The 18,851-nt window shown below is 45.1% G+C and carries 9 protein-coding genes; all 9 read left to right on the forward strand.

All coding sequences use genetic code 11. From position 1 onward, the window contains the following. Positions 1 to 166 precede the first annotated feature (166 nt). The 9 genes from ACJJIR_RS06215 to ACJJIR_RS06255 all read left to right on the forward strand — a co-directional run bounded on the left by ACJJIR_RS06215 (position 167) and on the right by ACJJIR_RS06255 (position 18,540). Positions 167 to 1,105 (forward strand): hypothetical protein, encoded by a 939-nt coding sequence (locus ACJJIR_RS06215; RefSeq protein WP_444907680.1) that lies wholly within the window; start codon positions 167 to 169, stop codon positions 1,103 to 1,105. 64 nt (positions 1,106 to 1,169) lie between these two features. Continuing rightward, positions 1,170 to 2,105 (forward strand): hypothetical protein, encoded by a 936-nt coding sequence (locus ACJJIR_RS06220; protein WP_444907681.1) that lies wholly within the window; start codon positions 1,170 to 1,172, stop codon positions 2,103 to 2,105. 13 nt (positions 2,106 to 2,118) lie between these two features. Continuing rightward, entirely contained in the window at positions 2,119 to 2,709 is a 591-nt protein-coding gene (locus ACJJIR_RS06225) for a uracil-DNA glycosylase family protein (RefSeq protein WP_444907682.1), read from the forward strand. Positions 2,710 to 2,711: 2 nt separating this feature from the next. Beyond that, positions 2,712 to 3,434 (forward strand): uracil-DNA glycosylase, encoded by a 723-nt coding sequence (gene ung / locus ACJJIR_RS06230; RefSeq protein WP_444907683.1) that lies wholly within the window; start codon positions 2,712 to 2,714, stop codon positions 3,432 to 3,434. 922 nt (positions 3,435 to 4,356) lie between these two features. Next, positions 4,357 to 6,492 carry a type I secretion system permease/ATPase gene (locus tag ACJJIR_RS06235; protein ID WP_444907684.1) on the forward strand — a complete coding sequence of 712 codons (2,136 nt, stop codon included), beginning with the start codon at positions 4,357 to 4,359 and terminating at the stop codon, positions 6,490 to 6,492. After that, positions 6,489 to 7,895 carry an HlyD family type I secretion periplasmic adaptor subunit gene (locus tag ACJJIR_RS06240; protein ID WP_444907685.1) on the forward strand — a complete coding sequence of 469 codons (1,407 nt, stop codon included), beginning with the start codon at positions 6,489 to 6,491 and terminating at the stop codon, positions 7,893 to 7,895. The genes ACJJIR_RS06235 and ACJJIR_RS06240 overlap by 4 nt, the downstream gene beginning before the upstream one ends. A 200-nt stretch (positions 7,896 to 8,095) precedes the next feature. After that, on the forward strand, positions 8,096 to 8,293 hold the full coding sequence (locus ACJJIR_RS06245; protein ID WP_444907686.1) for a hypothetical protein: 198 nt from the start codon (positions 8,096 to 8,098) through the stop codon (positions 8,291 to 8,293). An 84-nt stretch (positions 8,294 to 8,377) separates the two neighbouring features. Then, positions 8,378 to 9,421: a lysozyme inhibitor LprI family protein gene (locus ACJJIR_RS06250; protein WP_444907687.1), complete on the forward strand. Its 1,044-nt coding sequence runs from the start codon at positions 8,378 to 8,380 to the stop codon at positions 9,419 to 9,421. Then, on the forward strand, positions 9,421 to 18,540 hold the full coding sequence (locus ACJJIR_RS06255) for a calcium-binding protein (protein ID WP_444907688.1): 9,120 nt from the start codon (positions 9,421 to 9,423) through the stop codon (positions 18,538 to 18,540). Before ACJJIR_RS06250 ends, ACJJIR_RS06255 begins: the two co-directional genes overlap by 1 nt. Positions 18,541 to 18,851 lie beyond the last annotated feature (311 nt).

Here is an 18,851-nt window from a genome sequence, read left to right on the forward strand (position 1 = left end):
CCATTTTTAAAATATCTTCTAGTCACTAGCGCTAAAATTGTTTAGAGCAATTGGGGTAACTATGCTGTGTACCAATAGCTATTGGGACCTTACAGCTTGGTAGTGTCTGTTGGCCGCAGGGAATCTCCCGGTTCTTAAATCACTTTGGCGATAAATTGGAAGGATCGTGATTAAGCGTATTTTTTTAACTATCGTATGTGCGCTCTTGTCATCCTTGGGGCTGGCAGCTGAAATTATTCCCGCCAAAAAAATATCTCACTACTGGGTGGATGATAGTGCCGGGTTAAGCATATCTGGACTGAGTTTTTGCGATGGAAAAATGGTTACGGTGTCGGATAAGCAATCCAGGGAGATCTACCAGATAGTATTAGGAGATAGGAGTGCAACCTTGGAGCCTTATATCAAGCTGGCTGGGCTCCGGGTTCCGAAAAAAGATAGGCCTACTAATTTATGGTATTTTCTACTGGAACTTACTCGCCCAGCCGCAGCGATGGATTTTGAAGCCATCACCTGTGCCGATAATAAATTCTATTTGTTGAGTGAACGTTACAACCGCATAGCCGAAATAAATATGGAGGGAAAGGGGCATTGGTTAGAAAATATGTGGTCGGCTACGGCTAAAGCCCAAGGCTATATGCACGGGTACAATCTCTCCGGTGTAGGGCTACAGAAGGTGGGCGATGACTTTTGGATGGCTATAGAGCGGGATCCCCGTGCCCTGGTAAAACTCGGCCCCAAGGGAAGTGTACAGATTTTTACACCGCCGCCAGTAAAAGGGCTGGATTTTCGTGATGAGTCGGAAAATATGGCAGGCCTCTATTACTATGATGGGGCTTTGTGGACCCTGGAACCTAATGCCTATGCAGTTTGCCGCAGGGAATTACCCAGCTTGAAAGCTGAGTGGTGTCTGGATTACTGGGAACATGAAAACTCCTCTGAACTGGGCTACGAGGTATCGCGGACCGGTGGCAAGGGAGATGGTTTGGCTATTGGAGAGCGGGGCGTTTTTATTGTGTTTGACAATGATAACATCAGCCGTATTCACGACCCTCAGGATCGCAGAGCACTCTTATTACATCTGGCTCTACCAGATCAATCTGACTAAATACCAATAGAGACTTTCTATTATTGGGGTTCGAATAGTCAGGTAGTGTTTAAAGGGGGATGTAATGATCAAGACAGTTTTCCTCGCAATTAATTTCATATTTTTAGCATCCGTGGGAATGGCTGCTGAGATTTTTTTGGCTAAAGATATTGCTGATTACTGGATAGATAATAGCTTGGGTGTAGGTCTATCTGGTTTGAGTTTTTGTGGCCAATTAATAACGATCTCTCCTAAAGAATCGGAAAAAATATATAGAATCAATTTACACGGTCAGAGTGCGATATTAGAAAAATACCTGAAAGTTAGCGGCCTGCCTCCGCCCAAAAGGGGAGTAGCCGATAATGTTTCTCACTTTGTTATGGATTTATTGCGGCCTAAAACCGCAATGCGTTTTGGTGGAATATGTTGTAGAGACGACGGTACATTTTTATTGAGTGAACGCCACAATCGAATAGCAGAAGTGGACACAGATGGGAGTTCACGCTGGATTAATAACAAGTGGTCATCAGCAATAGAACACCTGGGTTATTCGCTGAGATACAATAATGGCGGGGAGGGGATAGTTGAGGTTGGCGATGACTTGTGGGTAGCTTTAGAGCGGGAACCCAGGGGATTGTTAAAGGTGGGAAATAAAGGAGAGTTTCAAGTTTTCTCCTTGCCTTCTGTAGTGGGGCTGGATTTTGGGGACCACCCGGAGAATCTGAGAGGACTTGATTATCATGACGGCGCTCTTTTTACTCTTGAAAGCAACGCATATGCGGTATGTAGAAGAGCTCTGCCGAGCTTGCAAGCTGAATGGTGCTTGGTTTACCGTGAGATTGAAGAATCCCCGGAGCACGCCTATGAAGTGTCGCGATTGGGGGGAATGGGGTCTGGAGTTGCTGTAAATAATCAGGGAGTATTTGTGGTTTTCAATAACAATAATATTAGTCGTGCCCGTGATCCTCAGGATCGCCGCGCGCGGTTGTTACATTTGGCTTTCCCCGACGGTAAACAATAGGGACATATAGTAGGTGGTAGTTGAGAAGTTACCGGCACTGCTGGAGGAAATACGGGCTTGTCGCCTCTGTGAAGAACAACTTCCTCTAGGGCCGAATCCAGTCTTGAGGGCTGCAGCGTCTGCACGCCTATTGATCGTCGGCCAAGCCCCGGGCACCAAGGTCCACGCGACCAGTATTCCCTGGAATGATCCCTCAGGAGATCGCCTGCGAGATTGGCTGGCGATCGACCGGGACACCTTTTACGACGAATCCCAGATTGCCATTATTCCCATGGGCTTCTGTTACCCCGGTCGAGGCAAGGGCGGTGACTTGCCGCCGCGACCAGAGTGTGCCGCCACTTGGCATCAGAGCCTAATGGCACAATTACCCAACTTGCAACTGTCGCTGTTGGTGGGACAATACGCCCAGCGCCATTACCTCCCGCACTGGTATGGCAGTATTACCGAGAATGTTCGACATTACCGTGATGCACTGCCAGCGGGATACTTTCCCTTGCCGCATCCAAGCCCGCGCAACACCCTGTGGCTGCGTCGCAGGCCCTGGTTTGAGGAGGAAGTTGTGCCCGAGTTACAACATCATGTTAAAAAGATATTGAAGGTTTAAGAATGCCGGTTCCGGACAAAATAAAGATCCATCCCTCTTGGTACGATGTTTTGGGCGGGGAGTTTGACCAACCCTATATGGCCCAATTGCGTCAGTTTTTAAAGGGGGAGAAGGCTGCCGGCAAGAAGATCTACCCAGCCGGTGGCCAGATCTTTAACGCCTTTAACTCCACACCTTTTGATCAGGTAAAAGTCGTTATCCTGGGTCAGGACCCATACCATGGCGTTGGCCAAGCCCATGGCCTGTGTTTTTCTGTGATGCCCGGAGTACGCATTCCCCCATCGCTGCAAAATATTTTTAAAGAGTTGCACTCCGATATGGGTATTCCTCCTGCACACCACGGTTGCCTGCAACCATGGGCAGAGCAGGGCGTGCTTTTGCTAAATGCCACCCTTACTGTTGAGGACAGCAAGGCCGGCGCCCACCAGGGGCAGGGTTGGGAGCAATTTACGGATGCGGCGATTCACAAGCTAGCGGAACAGCGTGAAGGGCTAGTCTTTGTTCTTTGGGGGAGCTATGCCCAAAAGAAGGGAGGCTTTATCGACCGCAATAAGCATTTAGTGTTGCGTGCTCCACACCCCTCCCCTCTATCTGCGCACCGGGGTTTCTTTGGAACCCGTCCTTTTTCCCAGGCAAATCACTGGTTGCAACAGCGTGGCGAAAAGCCTATTGAATGGGCTTTGCCAGAGGCGGGTCAATTGAAGAGAGTTGCGGTAGAGCTTTAGACGTTCCGGTACATACTCTTCTTCAAAATGTTTCCGCTTATCTGATACTTGACAAGGTTATTATTACGACCTTGTCATTTCTTGACTTCTGCCTTCTCTTTTTACTTTACTATTTATATTTATCTACTGTATATAATATGACCACCTCTGTGTTATATAAATAAAGAAATTTTCGAATATAAAGACTGGATTAATTAGCTTGGTTGATGAAAATATAATACATTATTCTCATCATAGAATGTTTATATTAATTTAAAAATTATTTAGTAGAACCCTTACAGATTTTTAATAAAGTAGTGAGTAATCTTCAGATAGTTTGTCAGTAAACACTATATACTTTTTATTAAGGTTGGAGAAATTTATGCAAATTATGGCTAAGAAGCAATTGAGCGGGACTTGTAGAAAGAGGTTTTGTGGAGGCAGTATTGAGGAAATAGCACGGCTTAATAAGAAGTATGGAATCAACATGAATGAAAAGAATGATTCATAGTATAAGCTTACTAAGGAAAAGATTCCGAAGCATCACATCAGTAGTATTAGTTTAATAGGGCGGGGCCTAAATATTTTCGGGATGTAACTAAAAAGGCTTGAAGTATTAATTGTAAAACCTATTAAAATTTAAGTCCTATCTGAATTTTCTTTTACTTCTCAAATAAGAGGACATAACTTTCTTATATCGATAAAGATTTTATTTGTGGCCAAAATTTGATCTGTCAGCACATAGCATGAAAAGTTTGCTTTTATCGTATTTAGTTGCCACTAATGAGGGCTGATTCACAAAAGAAGCGTTTGCTTTTATAGTTGGTACACATTTCAAGCTACTTTAGCGCTCTCTTTATTTACTGCAAGAGTATTTTCTCCTAGTCTCACAACTCACCTGTACTAATCAGGTGAAAGAGGAACGTTGTATTAGGGAGTAAGTGTGGAAGTTGTAGCTGAGAGGGAAAGCTGTCTCTCCTGTCTTTCTGTTGTTGCAAGATTTAATCAGCTTGCAGTTAATCCTGAGAAGCTCCAGCGAGAGTTCCCTGTTGGAAACCTGGCAGCTCACGATGTTATAAAGGCCGCTGCCTTTCTCGGCCTTAAAGCTAAGAGTCATCGATACTCTAGTGAGAAATTGGAAAGCTTGCCGTTTCCTGTGATGCTAGTGGATTCAGCAGGAACCTGTACGATTTTAGCTGGTGTACGGGATGGCAAGGCGCTACTACAAAAAGTTGGGCAGAAAAGTCCGATTATGCTATCGGTGGAAGAGCTTCCTTTTGATGAGAATAAGCGGCTTTTGATATTCTTATTCCGTAAAAAGGGAATTTTATCATCTGTAGAGCGAAAATTTGATATATCCTGGTTTATCCCCTCCATTCTTAAATATAAGAAACTATTAGGCCAAGTATTACTCGCGTCATTCTTTATTCAGTTATTTGCACTGATCACGCCGCTATTTTTCCAGGTGGTAGTGGACAAGGTACTTGTTCATCAAGGCCTGACTACCCTGGATGTGTTATCTCTCGGCTTCTTGGTGGTATGTGTATTCGATGTGATTTTAAATGGGTTGAGAACCTATCTATTTAGTCATACTTCAAATCGGATAGATGTGGTATTGGGTTCTCGTCTATTTAATCACCTGTTGCGTCTTCCTATTGCTTATTTTCAGAATCGTCGAGTGGGAGATACTGTAGCCCGGGTTCGCGAGCTGGATTCTATACGCCAGTTTATCACGGGGTCAGCGCTTACTCTTTGTGTAGACCTGTTTTTTACTCTGGTCTTCTTTGCCGTGATGTTTCTTTATAGCCCAACACTGACTTGGATAGTATTGGGCTCCCTACCTCTCTATGTACTATTGTCGATCATTATTACGCCGATTTTGAGAAATCGATTACATGAAAAATTTAAGCTGGGTGCGGAAAATCAATCATTTCTTGTTGAAGCCTGTAACGGGGTTGAAACCTTAAAAAGTATGGCGGTGGAACCGCAAATGCAGCGGCGCTGGGAAGAGCAGTTGGCAGGCTACGTTAACGCTTCCTTTAGGGCTTTGAATCTCGGTAATGTTGCCAGCCAGTGCGCCAGCTTAATCAATAAATTGGTAACCGTAGGTATTTTGTGGGTGGGTGCTCACTTGGTTATTGCCGGTGAGCTGAGTGTCGGTATGTTGATCGCCTTCAATATGATTGCAGGGCGGGTTAGCCAGCCAATTTTGAAGTTAGTGCAATTGTGGCAAGACTTCCAGCAGGCGGGTATTTCCATTAAGCGCCTGGGAGATATCCTCAATACACCTACGGAAGCTGGACATGACCCAAACCGAACCACTCTGCCCGCAATTCGAGGAGAGATACGATTTGAGCATGTGAAGTTTCGCTATGGCCCCGATCGACCGCTGGTAATTGACGGTATTCAATTATCAATAAGGCCTGGGGAAATAGTGGGTATCGTCGGTAAATCCGGTTCGGGAAAGAGTACTTTGACCAAGCTGGTTCAGCGTCTCTATGTCCCAGAGGCGGGCCGCGTCCTGGTAGATGGCGTTGACTTGGCACTGGTAGACCCGGCTTGGTTGAGGCAAAAAGTAGGCGTTGTATTGCAGGAAAGCTTCCTGCTCAATCGTACTGTTCGCGACAATATTGCTTTGGCAGACCCCGGTGCTCCTATGGAAAAAGTAGTAGCTGCTGCCAAGCAGGCGGGAGCCTACGATTTTATTCTTGAATTGCCGGAGGGATTCGACACGGTAGTGGGAGAGCAAGGTAGCTCCCTCTCTGGTGGCCAAAAGCAGCGGATAGCCATAGCGCGCGCTCTGATGGCAGATCCCAGGATATTGATCTTTGATGAAGCTACCAGTGCTCTGGACTATGAATCAGAGGCCATAGTACAGGCAAACATGCGCCAGATTTGTCAGGGTCGCACAGTGCTGATTATTGCCCATCGACTGTCTGCGGTGCGCGATGCCAATCGCATTGTTGTTATGGAAAAAGGCAGGATTGTAGAGCAGGGCAGCCCCAAACAATTAATGCAGAAAAAAGGACACTTTGCTCGCCTTAATGCCATGCAGTCTAATTTGCGGGAGGTAATATGAAGCGTTTCCTCTCTTTCTTGAAATTCAGTCGCTGGATAAAAAAGCGGGACTCAGTACTGGAGTTTGTTCCGGCTGCACTGGAGGTGGAGCAATCACCGCCAAACCCACTGGGATTATGGCTAATCAATACTATTTGTTTGTTTTTTACTATTGCTATTCTTTGGGCCATTTTTGGCAAGATTGATATTGTTGCCATAGCGGAGGGAACCGTAATTCCCGACGGTAAGGTGAAAACTGTTCAGGCAAAAGAGTTATCGGTAGTTCGAAACATCCATGTAGAAGAGGGTAGCCGAGTTAATGCAGGAGCCCCTCTAATTACCCTGGATGCCACTAATGCAACTGCGGATAAGGATAGGTTAGAGGGAGAGCTGGCTGTTTCCCGTGCGCGCCTGGTAAGGGAGCAAGTATTCAGCACTTATTTGCCTGAATTGCGCGAAGGCCGGGGGAGTGTAATAGAAAAGGCCTTGATTACCCTGGAAAAGGAGATGGCTGAAGCTGGCGCGAAGGATCAATTACGCTTTCAGCGCACTCTATTAAGAGGGTATTTCTCTGATTACCTTGCTGAAGTTAATTTAATCGATCAGCAGGTTTCCTCAAAGCATCAAGAACTCAGTATGTCGCGTGCTCTAGTTAGAAAAGCTGAGAAGAAACTGCCCATTTTAACCGAGCGCACTGACTCCCTGAGAAAGTTGCTGGATCGGCAAATGGTGGCCCGGGATAGATACCTCGAGCTGGAACAGCAGCGTATTGATGCAGAGGAGGAATTGGCGCTTGAGCAGGAAAGAATTGGCCAATACCAATCTCAATTGAAAGAGCTTAATTTACAAGCTTCAGCTCTACTAAGTAACGCCCTTTATAAAAGTTACTCACAGCAGGAAGAGTTGGAGCGTAATATTACAGTACAAAATAAGGAATTGGAAAAAGCAAAACTGCGCAGTGAGCAGCAGGTAATCCGAGCACCTATAGCTGGCACTGTACAAGAGCTTGCCATCCATACCGAAGATGCCGTTCTAGAGCCCGCCCAAGCTCTGATGCAGATAGTACCTGCTGGCAGTACTTTACAAGTCCAGGCTTGGATATTGAATAAAGATATTGGTTTTGTTGAAGAGGGGCATCCAGTAACGGTGAAGGTGTCTACTTATAATTTTACCAAATATGGAACTGTCTCGGGGGTTGTTACTAATCTCTCAAAAGATGCCGTAATGGATGAAGAGCAAGGCTATCGCTATCTATGTGATATCGAACTGGATACCCAAGAGTTAAAACAGTCAAATCAGACGGCTCTTTTGTTGCGTGCGGGCATGCGTGTTGTGGCAGAGGTAAAAACAGGAAAGAGAAATATTTATGAATATTTTACTAAGCCTGTTCGGGAGTCATTGGAAAGTAGTTTTGTTGAGAGATAATTTGAATGTTGTTTGTAGGTAATTTATTGAGGCCACATTTATCAATATTCTGTTTTATTAATAGACGTATATTATGGGGCTGCAAGGTAAGGGAGTTGGGGAAGATATGTTTTTCGAGTTACCGATAAATTGATGCTTGGTGTGGGTTTATGAGTGCTTGAAGGGTTGATGCGTATGATTAATAGATTTGAAAATTTTGAATGGGTCATGAAATTTTAACCTCTGCTTTAAGATTATTTGGTGGCTGGAAGAGTCTAGGTGTGAATAGCAAAATGTCTATGCCGGCAGTAACGGATTGGAAATGTATGGTGTTGACTTTATTGGTTTCTTTAGGTGAGGCCTTTATGGCGATGCCAGCTGATGATGTTTCTATGGCTAAAGGTGGGGCTGAATATTAAGTGTTTGTCTGCTGTTCAGGTCTGTTTCTGTTTTATAGATTTTTATAGGTATTAATTAAGATATTAATGATTGGAGAGGCAAAGGTGAGTGGTCACGTTATTGGTTCAGCTGTTCTATTTGTAGCGCTAGCTTTTTGGTCGTTAGGTATGTCTGCCGCAGAAAAAAATATGGGTCCGAGCTTTGATTGTAAGAAGGCTTCAACGAATGTAGAAAAAACGATCTGTGATAATAGCCATTTATCATCTTTGGATCGCCATTTGCACGATATCTATAAAGGTAAGAGATCTATTCCGAGCATTCGAGATAGTGTGAAAAAGTCACAGATCGATTGGCTTCGCAATGAAAGATCAAGGTGTGAGTATATAGATGAAGGTATTTCTAGTAGTGATATCTCCAGCCGATTTTTTTGTTTGAAGAAAGTGTACGAGAAAAGAATAGAAGATCTATATTTGTTAAAGGGTGTCTCCATTTCAGGCTCTAAAGATACAATTGTTTTTGATTTGATAAAAGGAAGTCAGTATCCATTGTGTAGGGGTTATGTGGATATGTTAAATCAGAGTAATTATATGGCAGAGCCTATCTGTGAGCGAAAAATAATTCCTGAATTTTCAAAATTTAGCAGTATTGAGTGGGAGGAGGTTAAGGATAAGGAGGAAATACTTAGAATTAGTAAAGATCAGTTGGAAGCTAGGTATCTTTGGCCTCCAGGGCGGAAAAAAAATGTAGAAAAAGCTTGGTTGAAAACTAAAAAGAGAATGACCTCCGGAGATTGGCCAGTTTTATATAGGGCGCATATTGATAAGAATCATGATGGTCAAAAAGATACTGTGTATAAATTTACATTTGAAAGCCCGGAACTAGCCAAGCAGGGTTTATGCACAAATTTTAATTCGTATTTTGTTGTTTATGATGATCCGAAAGAAGAATATGATGCATTTGATTATAGGAAGGCTGTTTCGATTGCGCCGATTAGCATTAAGAATGAATTATTTAGCTATGATGGTCGTGTATTTCAGGATTATTGGCAAGGGTTTTCTTTTCGATATCACTTGGTGGTAGGTGAAGTCTCTCCATCTTCAAATCAGATTTGTGGAATTAATATCGTAGAACAAGGAGTATCTGACTAATGATAACAGTTCAAAATCAATTGACAGACGAACAGTATAAAGAATTACGCTGGGATGTGATTCGTTATATGGAGGAGATTGGAGGAAATATTAGCTGGGATCCTTATGTTGATTCTGCTACACCGCCTCAAACGACCATTGGTGTAGGGTTTAATATCCAAGGGAATCCTGATTTAAAACTAGAAATTTACGAGCTACTTGGCTTGGATTCGGTGGCTGATGCTAATTATATAGCCCAACTGAATACGGCGATCGATCGAAATGAGATAGATACGCTACACGATATTATGGCGGACCGATATAATGCCACTGCGCCAGAAGAGCGTGAAGGTATGCCAAATTCATTTATAATTCCTCATGATGATCTTGAGGCTGCAGAGCAAAGAATTCGCAATATTTTTGATAATGAAGCTGGTGATCCTGTTGCTCCCGCTACTGGAACCTTTGAAGCGAGATTGGATACTTGGCTAGGCGCTGAAAATTTGGTGACCTCAAGTGAGCGTGTTGCCTTGTTGTCATTGATGTATAACAATGTATTACCTACTAGTACAAATTTACAAACTGCAGTACGTAACGATGAGAGAATTCGTGCTTGGTTTGAAATTCGCTATGCAAGCAATCCAGCGAATTCGGGAAAAAGAGACAGTGGACTTGCTAAGCGTCGTGCTTATGAGGCCGCTCTATTTGGCTTGTATGATGATCGCTCCAAGGAAGATCAGGGGCGGGATATATATAATTTTTTAAATTCTGCTGATCCCTACCAGGGAAGTCAGAGAGTTATTGATAGAATCATCGCTTATGAAAATCACACAGGGTCTGGAAATCATCAGTTAAATAGTTGGATTAATGAAGGTACAGTTCGGGATTACGATATCTCAGATTCTTCCTTGGTTCAGCAAGTATCTTTTCAAACCCTTTTCCTCCCTATTGCAAATGAACTGGCAGAACTCTATGCCACAGAAGGATTGGATATAACTGATGAATCGTTTGATGTAATACAAGTATTGGTTTCAGGGGCATCAATTGATAATCAGGTGGTAATTGGTCTGGAGACCAACAGTGCGATTCAGGCAACGAATATAAGTGAGAGTAGCAATGGAGACGACATATTAATTGCTACCGATGAATCCGGGCAAGTCCTGAATGGTGGTGCAGGTAGTGACATTCTTATTGGCGAATCTGGAGTAGATTCATTAAATGGTGGAGCTGGTGGGGACGTTCTGATAGGTAAAGAAGGAAGTGATAATCTCTACGGTCAGGATGGCTTCGATACCCTTATAGGTGGTGAGGGGCAGGACACCCTTGTTGGGGGGGCAGGCGCTGACTATTTACTGGGTGGCGATGGCGGAGATATATATGAATTTGGAAAGGACGATGGTGTAGATACGATCAGCGATTTATCTACTGGAAATACCATTAAATTAGATGGTGGTAACATTCCTGAAATGACTGGTGTCTCGATATCAAACAAGATATACGAAAATGAAGATGGCAATGTTCGACTGGTAAGAACTGATGAAGGATTTATTGTTGTTTATGGTGATGCTTCGGAGTCTGTTTCTGCACTTCAGGTGACAGGCTTTGAAGGCGATTTTGGAATAACCTTGAGCAACTATGAAGAAGAAGATGTTACCCAGCCCGCAGTGGATTTGAATAGTGTGATGGTGGGAGATAGTAACCTGGGAACAGATGAAGATGAAGATTGGCTGGAGTTTGATCACGAATTCAGAGATGCAGACTCTAATTTACAACCGTACTTTTTCGATGCCAGCCTCATCAGCACAGATAACCCCGATTTTCCTGAAGATTTCAATACGGCTAGCTGGTTCTTTGACGGCGGCGATATGAATGACACTCTGGTAGCTGGCGCAGAGAGTTTTAACCCCCGTCTATTTGGTATTGGTGGGGACGATACCATTGTTATCGGAGCCTCGGGCTGGGCTTGGGGGACCGGGGGCCAGGGTAATGACTATATCAGGCTTACCGAAGGTCAGGGCCACCTGTTTGGAGATTACCACATGCCGCAGAATTATGAAGATGTGCGTACCGATGATGGCGAAGGAAAGGATACTTTAATTAGTGAATCATCGGATTTTAAAACACTGGATGGTGGTGGGGGCAACGATATATTGATTGCCGATGCCGGCGGTGACGGCTGGCTAATGGGAGGGAGTGGTTCCGATATAATCCAGGGTGGAATGGGAGATGAGTATATTTATGGTGATGGCCGGATAACTTTGGAGCAAACCGATTCGGGGATCACCTATTCTAGGCGGCTTCAGGATACCTTCGATTCCAGTAAAGAATACGATGATGTGATAGATGCAGGCGAAGGAGAAAACTTCGTCGTAGGGGGCGCCGGTAGTGACATTATTACAAGTGGAGATGGCGATGATCATATCTGGGCTGATATCGGTAGCACTCAGGCTTTTGGCCCTAATTTGTTGCCGCAGGATGTTCCTGTCGATTTACATGGTGATGATGTCATCTATGCCGGTGATGGCAAGAATCTAGTAGTTGCCGGTGGAGGAAATGATGTTGTTTTTGGTGGTGCAGAAGTGGATTGGATTTGGGGCGACGATCCCACCCATGATGTTCTGGAAAGTGGAAACGACTATTTGAACAGTGGTGCCGGCAATGACTATATTCAAGCTGGCGATGGTAACGATACCTTAATTGGCGGGGCTGACTCCGACGTTCTGCGCGGTGGTGAAGGAAACGATACTTATATATTTAACTCTGGCGACGGTCTTGATTTAATCGTGGATGATGACGGTGAGAACCAGATAATAATTAACGGTGTTTCCCTGAAAAACGCCCAGCTCTATCAATTTGGAGCGCTTACATACGGTGCTCCCTTAAACTTGTCAATCGCCTACGGAGAGGGAGATATGCTGAATCTCTCAGAGGGCGCACTCCAGTCCAGTACAGTGATTATGGGCGGAGCTTCTTATGACTTATTCGATCTCCGCAACGCTTATATTCAGCAATGGCTGAGCAGATCTCAGACCTTGCTGGAAACTGTTTCTGAAAGCTCGACTGACTCTTCTACAGGTGCTTCGGAGACAGTAACCGAGCAAAGCTCGAGCACTTTTACTGCTCAAACACAAGTAGTTGCTGCAGAATCAACATCCACTTTGACTGCTTGGTATGGTGGCCAGCTAATCACCATTGACTCTAATGCTGAAGGGATAGACCCCCAAGATCCTAGTACTTGGTTGCAGCAGGGGGCTAAATCTTTAACTGGGATACTCACTTTTTACACTGATACAGAAGGCACAATTATGACCGGTGTATCGGATGGGGAGGGTGGCACATTAACGCCGGCTGGTGCAGTGCTGGAATATCGGTTGACGGCCGATGGCTCCCTCTACACACGAGAACCTGATTTCTCCGATGGTGCCGAAATCGCTCCGGGCCAAAACAACGAGGAGCCGACAGGGGCTGAGGGTGACACTTCTGGTATCGACGCCGACGATGAAATCATTGATGGTACTTTCGGTGATGATAGCTTTAGTGGTGGTGAGGGTATGGACCTTATCCGAGGAGAAAGCGGTGCCGATGTGATTGATGGTGGTGCCGATAAAGATATCCTGCTCGGAGGCATCGGTAACGATACATTATTAGGCGGTGACGGTGATGACTCCCTTTATGGGGAGGATGGAGCGGATCAACTAGACGGAGGTTCTGGAAATGATTACCTCGATGGTGGTGATGGAGATGATGCTATCGAAGGTGGAGACGGTAATGATTTGCTCAGGGGAGGGGCTGGCAACGATACATTAAGTGGTGGTGCAGGCTCAGACCAGTACTTTTTTGGTCTTGGTGATGGCCAAGATACTATTGACAATACGGGTGATACTGGAACAACAACCATTGCCTTCTCAGAGGAAATTGATTCCAACGACATTCAGGTTATTCGGAGCGGCAATGATTTATTCTTGAAGGTGGGTGATGGCACCGATTCATTGACTGTGAAAGACTACTTTCTTTCTGATGCTACTACGGCAGCTGCTGTCGATACTATTCTGTTCAACAGTGGTCAGGCTAGCTGGACTGTTGATGATGTTAAGGCATCAGCCCTTATTGGCGATGATACAAATAATACACTACAGGGCTATAACAACAGCGATGATACTTTGATTGGTGGTGCTGGTGATGACCTGCTCACTGGTGGTGCCGGACAAGACAGCCTTGAAGGTGGTGTCGGTGATGACATTCTACAAGGCGGTAGTGGCGATGATATCTACTTGATTAACCTCAATGAAGGTGCGGATCAGATTGTTGAGCTGAGCGGGGAGAGTAATAAGTTACAGTTCGGGGTGGATATAGCCGTTGAGGATGTGAAAGCTATCCGTGATGGTGACGATCTTGTTCTATCTATTGTCGATGGTTCCAGCTCCGTAACTGTTGCTGGTTATTTTGGAGCTGCTGGAGAAACGCTGTCTGAGATTGTATTTGAAGATGGTACTAGCTGGGGGCTGTCACAGGTTAAACAATTAGTGCTTACTGGTACCGACGCAGCAGATATTATAACGGGGTATGATTCCGACGATAGTTTGGATGGTGGGGCCGGTGATGACTTACTGACCGGGAATGGTGGCAATGATACTTATCTGTTTTCTGCTGGAGATGGAGCTGATCAGATAGTTACCGGTGAGCAGGACTCTACTACCACAGAAACTATTCGTTTTGACGATACTGTTGCCGAAGAGTCGGTTGATGTTGTTCGCAATGGCGATGATGTGATTCTGCACTATGGAAATAGCGATTCGATAATCGTAAAGGATTTCTTCGTTGAAGAAGGAACAACGGCTTCCGCCATAGATCAAATAGAGTTTAGTACTGGTACTGTATGGTCAGTAGGTGATCTCAAAGCAAAAGTGCTACTAGGTGATGGCGAATCAAACACTATTGAAGCATATAGTTCTGATGATTTGCTTATTGGTAATGGTGGCGATGATACTCTTATTGGTGGCAGTGGTAGCGATACTTATCAATTCTCGATAAGTGATGGTTCAGATTTAATTACGGATAGCGCTGGCGATCAGGACCGTATTGATTTTACCGATGTAAACCCTGAAGACGTCTTGTTACGTCGGGATGGTACTGACCTTTTAATCACCAATGTTTCTACTTCAGACACTATTCGTGTACGAGATCAGTTTGCGATAGTAGCAGGTGCCGTTAGTGTATCAGGTATTAATAGCATTGCATTTGCAGATGGTTCAGTTTGGGATTACGAGCAAATAAAACAAAGCGCATTAGCTGGTACCGATGAGGCTGATGAAATTTTTGGTCATGCAGATGCAGATACTATCGATGCCGGAAAAGGAGATGACACTATCTATGGTGCCATTGGTAATGACATTATTTCTGGTGGTGAAGGTGCTGACCAAATCTATGGAGAAGATGGAGATGATGATCTTTATGGTGGCGAAGGTAACGACTATCTCGACGGTGGTTCTGGCTTCAGTCGTCTCTATGGTGATACCGGTGACGATACGCTGATTGGAAGCGGCGAGCTAAACGGTGGTGACGGCAATGATACCTTGAATGGCCAGGGCAGTGACCTGCTGATTGGTGGTACCGGAAATGATGAGCTGAAAGGGCTTGCAGAAAGTGATGTATATCGCTTCAGTGCGGGAGACGGTGTCGATCATATTGATGATCAAGGCGGTGATTCAGATCGCTTGGAATTTACTGACGTGAACCCAGAAGATCTTGTTTTACGCCGTGACGGTAACGATTTAGTCATCACTAACTCCGTTTCTGGAGATAGCATCCGTATCACGGACCAGTTCTCATCTCAGGCCCAATCCGTGGCTGGGTCCGGCATCGACAGCATTGTTTTTGCTGATTCAATATCCTGGAATTATGAAGAAATAAAACAGCAAGCACTTCTGGGTACGGATGGAAATGACAATATTTATGGCCATGCTGATGATGATACTATTGTAGCTGGAAGCGGTAGCGATACTGTTTATGGTCAAAATGGTAATGATGTCATCTCTGGTGCTGCGGGCCAGGATCAACTGTTTGGCGGCATTGGAAATGACGAGATTCACGGTGGCGAAGATGCCGATACAATTAATGGCAACAGCGGTGACGATCAGCTTTACGGTGATGAAGGGAATGATGTTATTGAGGATTACTCTGGAGCAAATACGATTTATGGTGGTGAAGGTAATGACCAGCTGAGTGGTAATGGTACTTTATTTGGTGACGCTGGCGCTGACACATTAACCGGCTCGGGGCTGTTGGATGGCGGTGAAGGCAATGACATTATTAGCGGTGAGGGTAGTGATACCTTAATCGGTGGTGCTGGTGATGATGTTATTTCTGCCTACAGTTATTTCGGTACTCAAAATAACAATATTCTCGAAGGCGGTACAGGTAACGATACTTTATATGGTTCGTTTGGTGACGATGAGTATCGCTTCAATTTGGGAGATGGGCAGGATATCTTGACTGAGCGTCGCGATGGTGAGGATTGGAGTAATATTGATCCATCTTCAGACTCTATTCGATTTGGTACAGGTATTTCCCAAGCCGACTTGAAATTTGAACGGCATGGCAATGATATGTTGATTGCTCATAGCAACGGTTCAGATTCTATTCGTGTTACCGATTGGTTTAGCGGCCTTACGGATCACCATAAAATCAATGAGATTATATTTGATGATGGCTCTACTCTAGACCTAGCTCAAATAGAAAGCCGTGTGATTACTTATGGCACCTCTGGAGATGACACTCTGTGGGGTTATAGAGAACTGAGTGAACACCTTATTGGCGGTGAAGGAGATGATCGTTATGTCTACTATCCTGGTGGTGGCCAGGATGTAATCGATAACACCGGCGGTGGTGAAGATTGGCTCTTCTTTAATGGTGGGATTGGCCGGGATCGCTTGAGTTTCCAGCGTGAGGGTGATGACTTACTGATACTGGTTGATGAGGATTCAGAGCAGTCTGTCCGAATACTGAATCACTTCTTGGGTGGTGATTATGCGATTGATTATGTCCAGCCCAATGGAGATGATCCCTTGAGTCAGGAGTTCGCACTCACTGGGAGTGAAATTAACCAGATTGTTGCTGCAGGTAGTAGTGACTTTGATGCGGTTATCGAAGGCACGTCAAGTGATGATGAGAATCTGCAGGGTACATCGGGCAATGATCAAGTTAATGGGCTTGAGGGCAATGACACTTTATTTGGGATGGCGGGTGATGATGAAATTCTCGGTGGAGAGGGGAATGATTACCTCAGCGGAGGAAACGGTCTAAATAGTAACTCTGGTGATGATGTGCTCTACGGTGAAGATGGAGATGACATTCTGTCCGGGGAGGATGGTGATGACCTGCTTGTTGGTGGTGTTGGAGATGACAAATATTACTACGGTGCCAATGGTGGTATGGATACCATCGATAACACAGGCGGTGGTACTGACTGGGTCTTACTCAACGATGGTATTTCCAGGGATCAGCTCAGCTTCCATCAGGATGGTGATGACTTAGTTATCCTTGTTGACTCTGATTTGAGCCAGCAAATTCGCGTGCTGAATCATTTTCAGGGGGGAGACCAAGCCATTAGTTACGTTCAGCCGAATGATGGTGGTTACGCGATTTCGGCAGCAAGTATTTCAGATTTACTTGAATCACTGCCTGGTACTGATGATGGTAGCGGAGAAGGCTCGGAAGGTGACTTCGATTCTAGTATTGAAGGTACTGGTATTGGTGAGCAGTTGGTCGGTACATCTGGCAACGACCAAGTTAAAGGTCTTGCTGGTGGTGACATCTTGTACGGTATGTCGGGTGATGATGAATTACTTGGCGGTGCAGATAATGATCGTCTGATTGGCGGAAATGGTGGGAATAGCGGTTCCGGAAATGACACCCTCTACGGTGAAGATGGTGATGACATCTTGTCTGGAGAGGATGGCAATGATCTGCTTGTCGGTGGTCTGGGCAATGACCAATACTATTACGGTGCTAATGGTGGGGTGGATACGATCGATAATACCGGCGGTGGTACTGACTGGATTCTCCTCACTGACGGTATTGCGAGGGAACAGCTTAGCTTCCACCAGGATGGCAATGACCTGATTATTTTGGTCGACTCTGATTTGGAGCAGCAGATTCGGGTTCTGGGACATTTTGAAGGCGGTGACAAAGCTATTAGTTATGTGCAGCCAGATGATGGTGGTTACGCTATTACAGCGGCGACAGTTTCTGATTTGCTCGAGTCTCTCCCGGGCACTGATAACGGTGGTGAAGCCGGTGGAGGTGAGGAGCCTGATGGGGGTTTCGATAGCGTTGTTGAGGGTACAAGCAGCGGTGAGCAGCTGGCTGGGACTTCTGGAAATGACCAGGTAAAAGGCCTTGCTGGTGATGATATCCTGTTCGGTATGTCTGGCGATGATGAGCTGCACGGTGGAGCTGACAATGACAGGCTAATCGGAGGAAATGGCACAAATAATGCGTCAGGTGATGATGTGCTTTATGGTGAAGAGGGCGATGACGTTCTATCCGGTGAGGACGGTAATGATTTGCTGGTCGGAGGCCTTGGCGATGATCACTACTATTACGGTTCAAATGGCGGTATTGATACTATTGATAATACCGGTGGCGGTACGGATTGGATTCTGCTCACCGACGGTATTGGCAGAGACCAGCTCAGCTTCCACCAGGATGGTGATGATCTCGTTATTCTTGTCGATGCGGACCTAAATCAGCAGCTGCGAGTTCAAGGGCACTTCTTGGGTGGAGATAATGCCATCAGTTATGTTCAGCCCAATGATGGCGGCTATGCGATACCTGCTGCAAATATTCCCGCCCTTCTTGAGGCGCTGCCAACTCCGGATGTTGTTGCTAGCAGTAACTTTATGTCTACTGCTTTGGTTGAGCCTAGCCAGGAAGAGGTTGTTGAATGTGATGGATTTGAGGTCGGGGTTGATGAAAGTTCTATTGTGACATCTGACTCAGCGCTTCAAGCGGATATGACAGATAGCCTAGTCAATGCTATGGCTGCTTTCGGAGGGGAGCCAATGGGGGAATCTCAATTTTATAATGGTTCTAAGGACGAAGTAGAAACAGTGATTGCCTGCAGTTTCCAGGCGGCTTAATCTAGAAATTGGCGGCCCTAGTGGTCGCCTTTTCTACTTCTATCTCGGCTTGATGAGTTTAAGTGGAGGTGAAAGTCGTATAATAATATTTTTCCTATCCGTTTGGTGTCCTAGTCATTGCTTTCAATGATACTGATAACAGGTCTATCACCTTAAGGCGTATAAGTGATTATTTTATGCTTGGTTCGTATAGGGTAATTAATGCTTGACTAATAGTTGTCAATTATCAGTGGCTAAAAATGACAGTTCTCTGCTTCGGTATTATATTTTGTTGAGGACTTTAGATGCTTGAAAAGTAATCAGGCTATTAT

This window comes from Microbulbifer maximicatervae (SeqCode), assembly GCF_052467385.1.

Bases quoted from the DNA above. Each gene is read 5' to 3' on its own strand.
- ACJJIR_RS06220 (WP_444907681.1), top strand. From the start codon at position 1,170: ATGATCAAGACAGTTTTCCTCGCAATTAATTTCATATTTTTAGCATCC.
- ACJJIR_RS06240 (WP_444907685.1), top strand. From the start codon at position 6,489: ATGAAGCGTTTCCTCTCTTTCTTGAAATTCAGTCGCTGGATAAAAAAG.
- ACJJIR_RS06245 (WP_444907686.1), top strand. From the start codon at position 8,096: ATGGGTCATGAAATTTTAACCTCTGCTTTAAGATTATTTGGTGGCTGG.
- ung (WP_444907683.1), top strand. From the start codon at position 2,712: ATGCCGGTTCCGGACAAAATAAAGATCCATCCCTCTTGGTACGATGTT.
- ACJJIR_RS06255 (WP_444907688.1), top strand. From the start codon at position 9,421: ATGATAACAGTTCAAAATCAATTGACAGACGAACAGTATAAAGAATTA.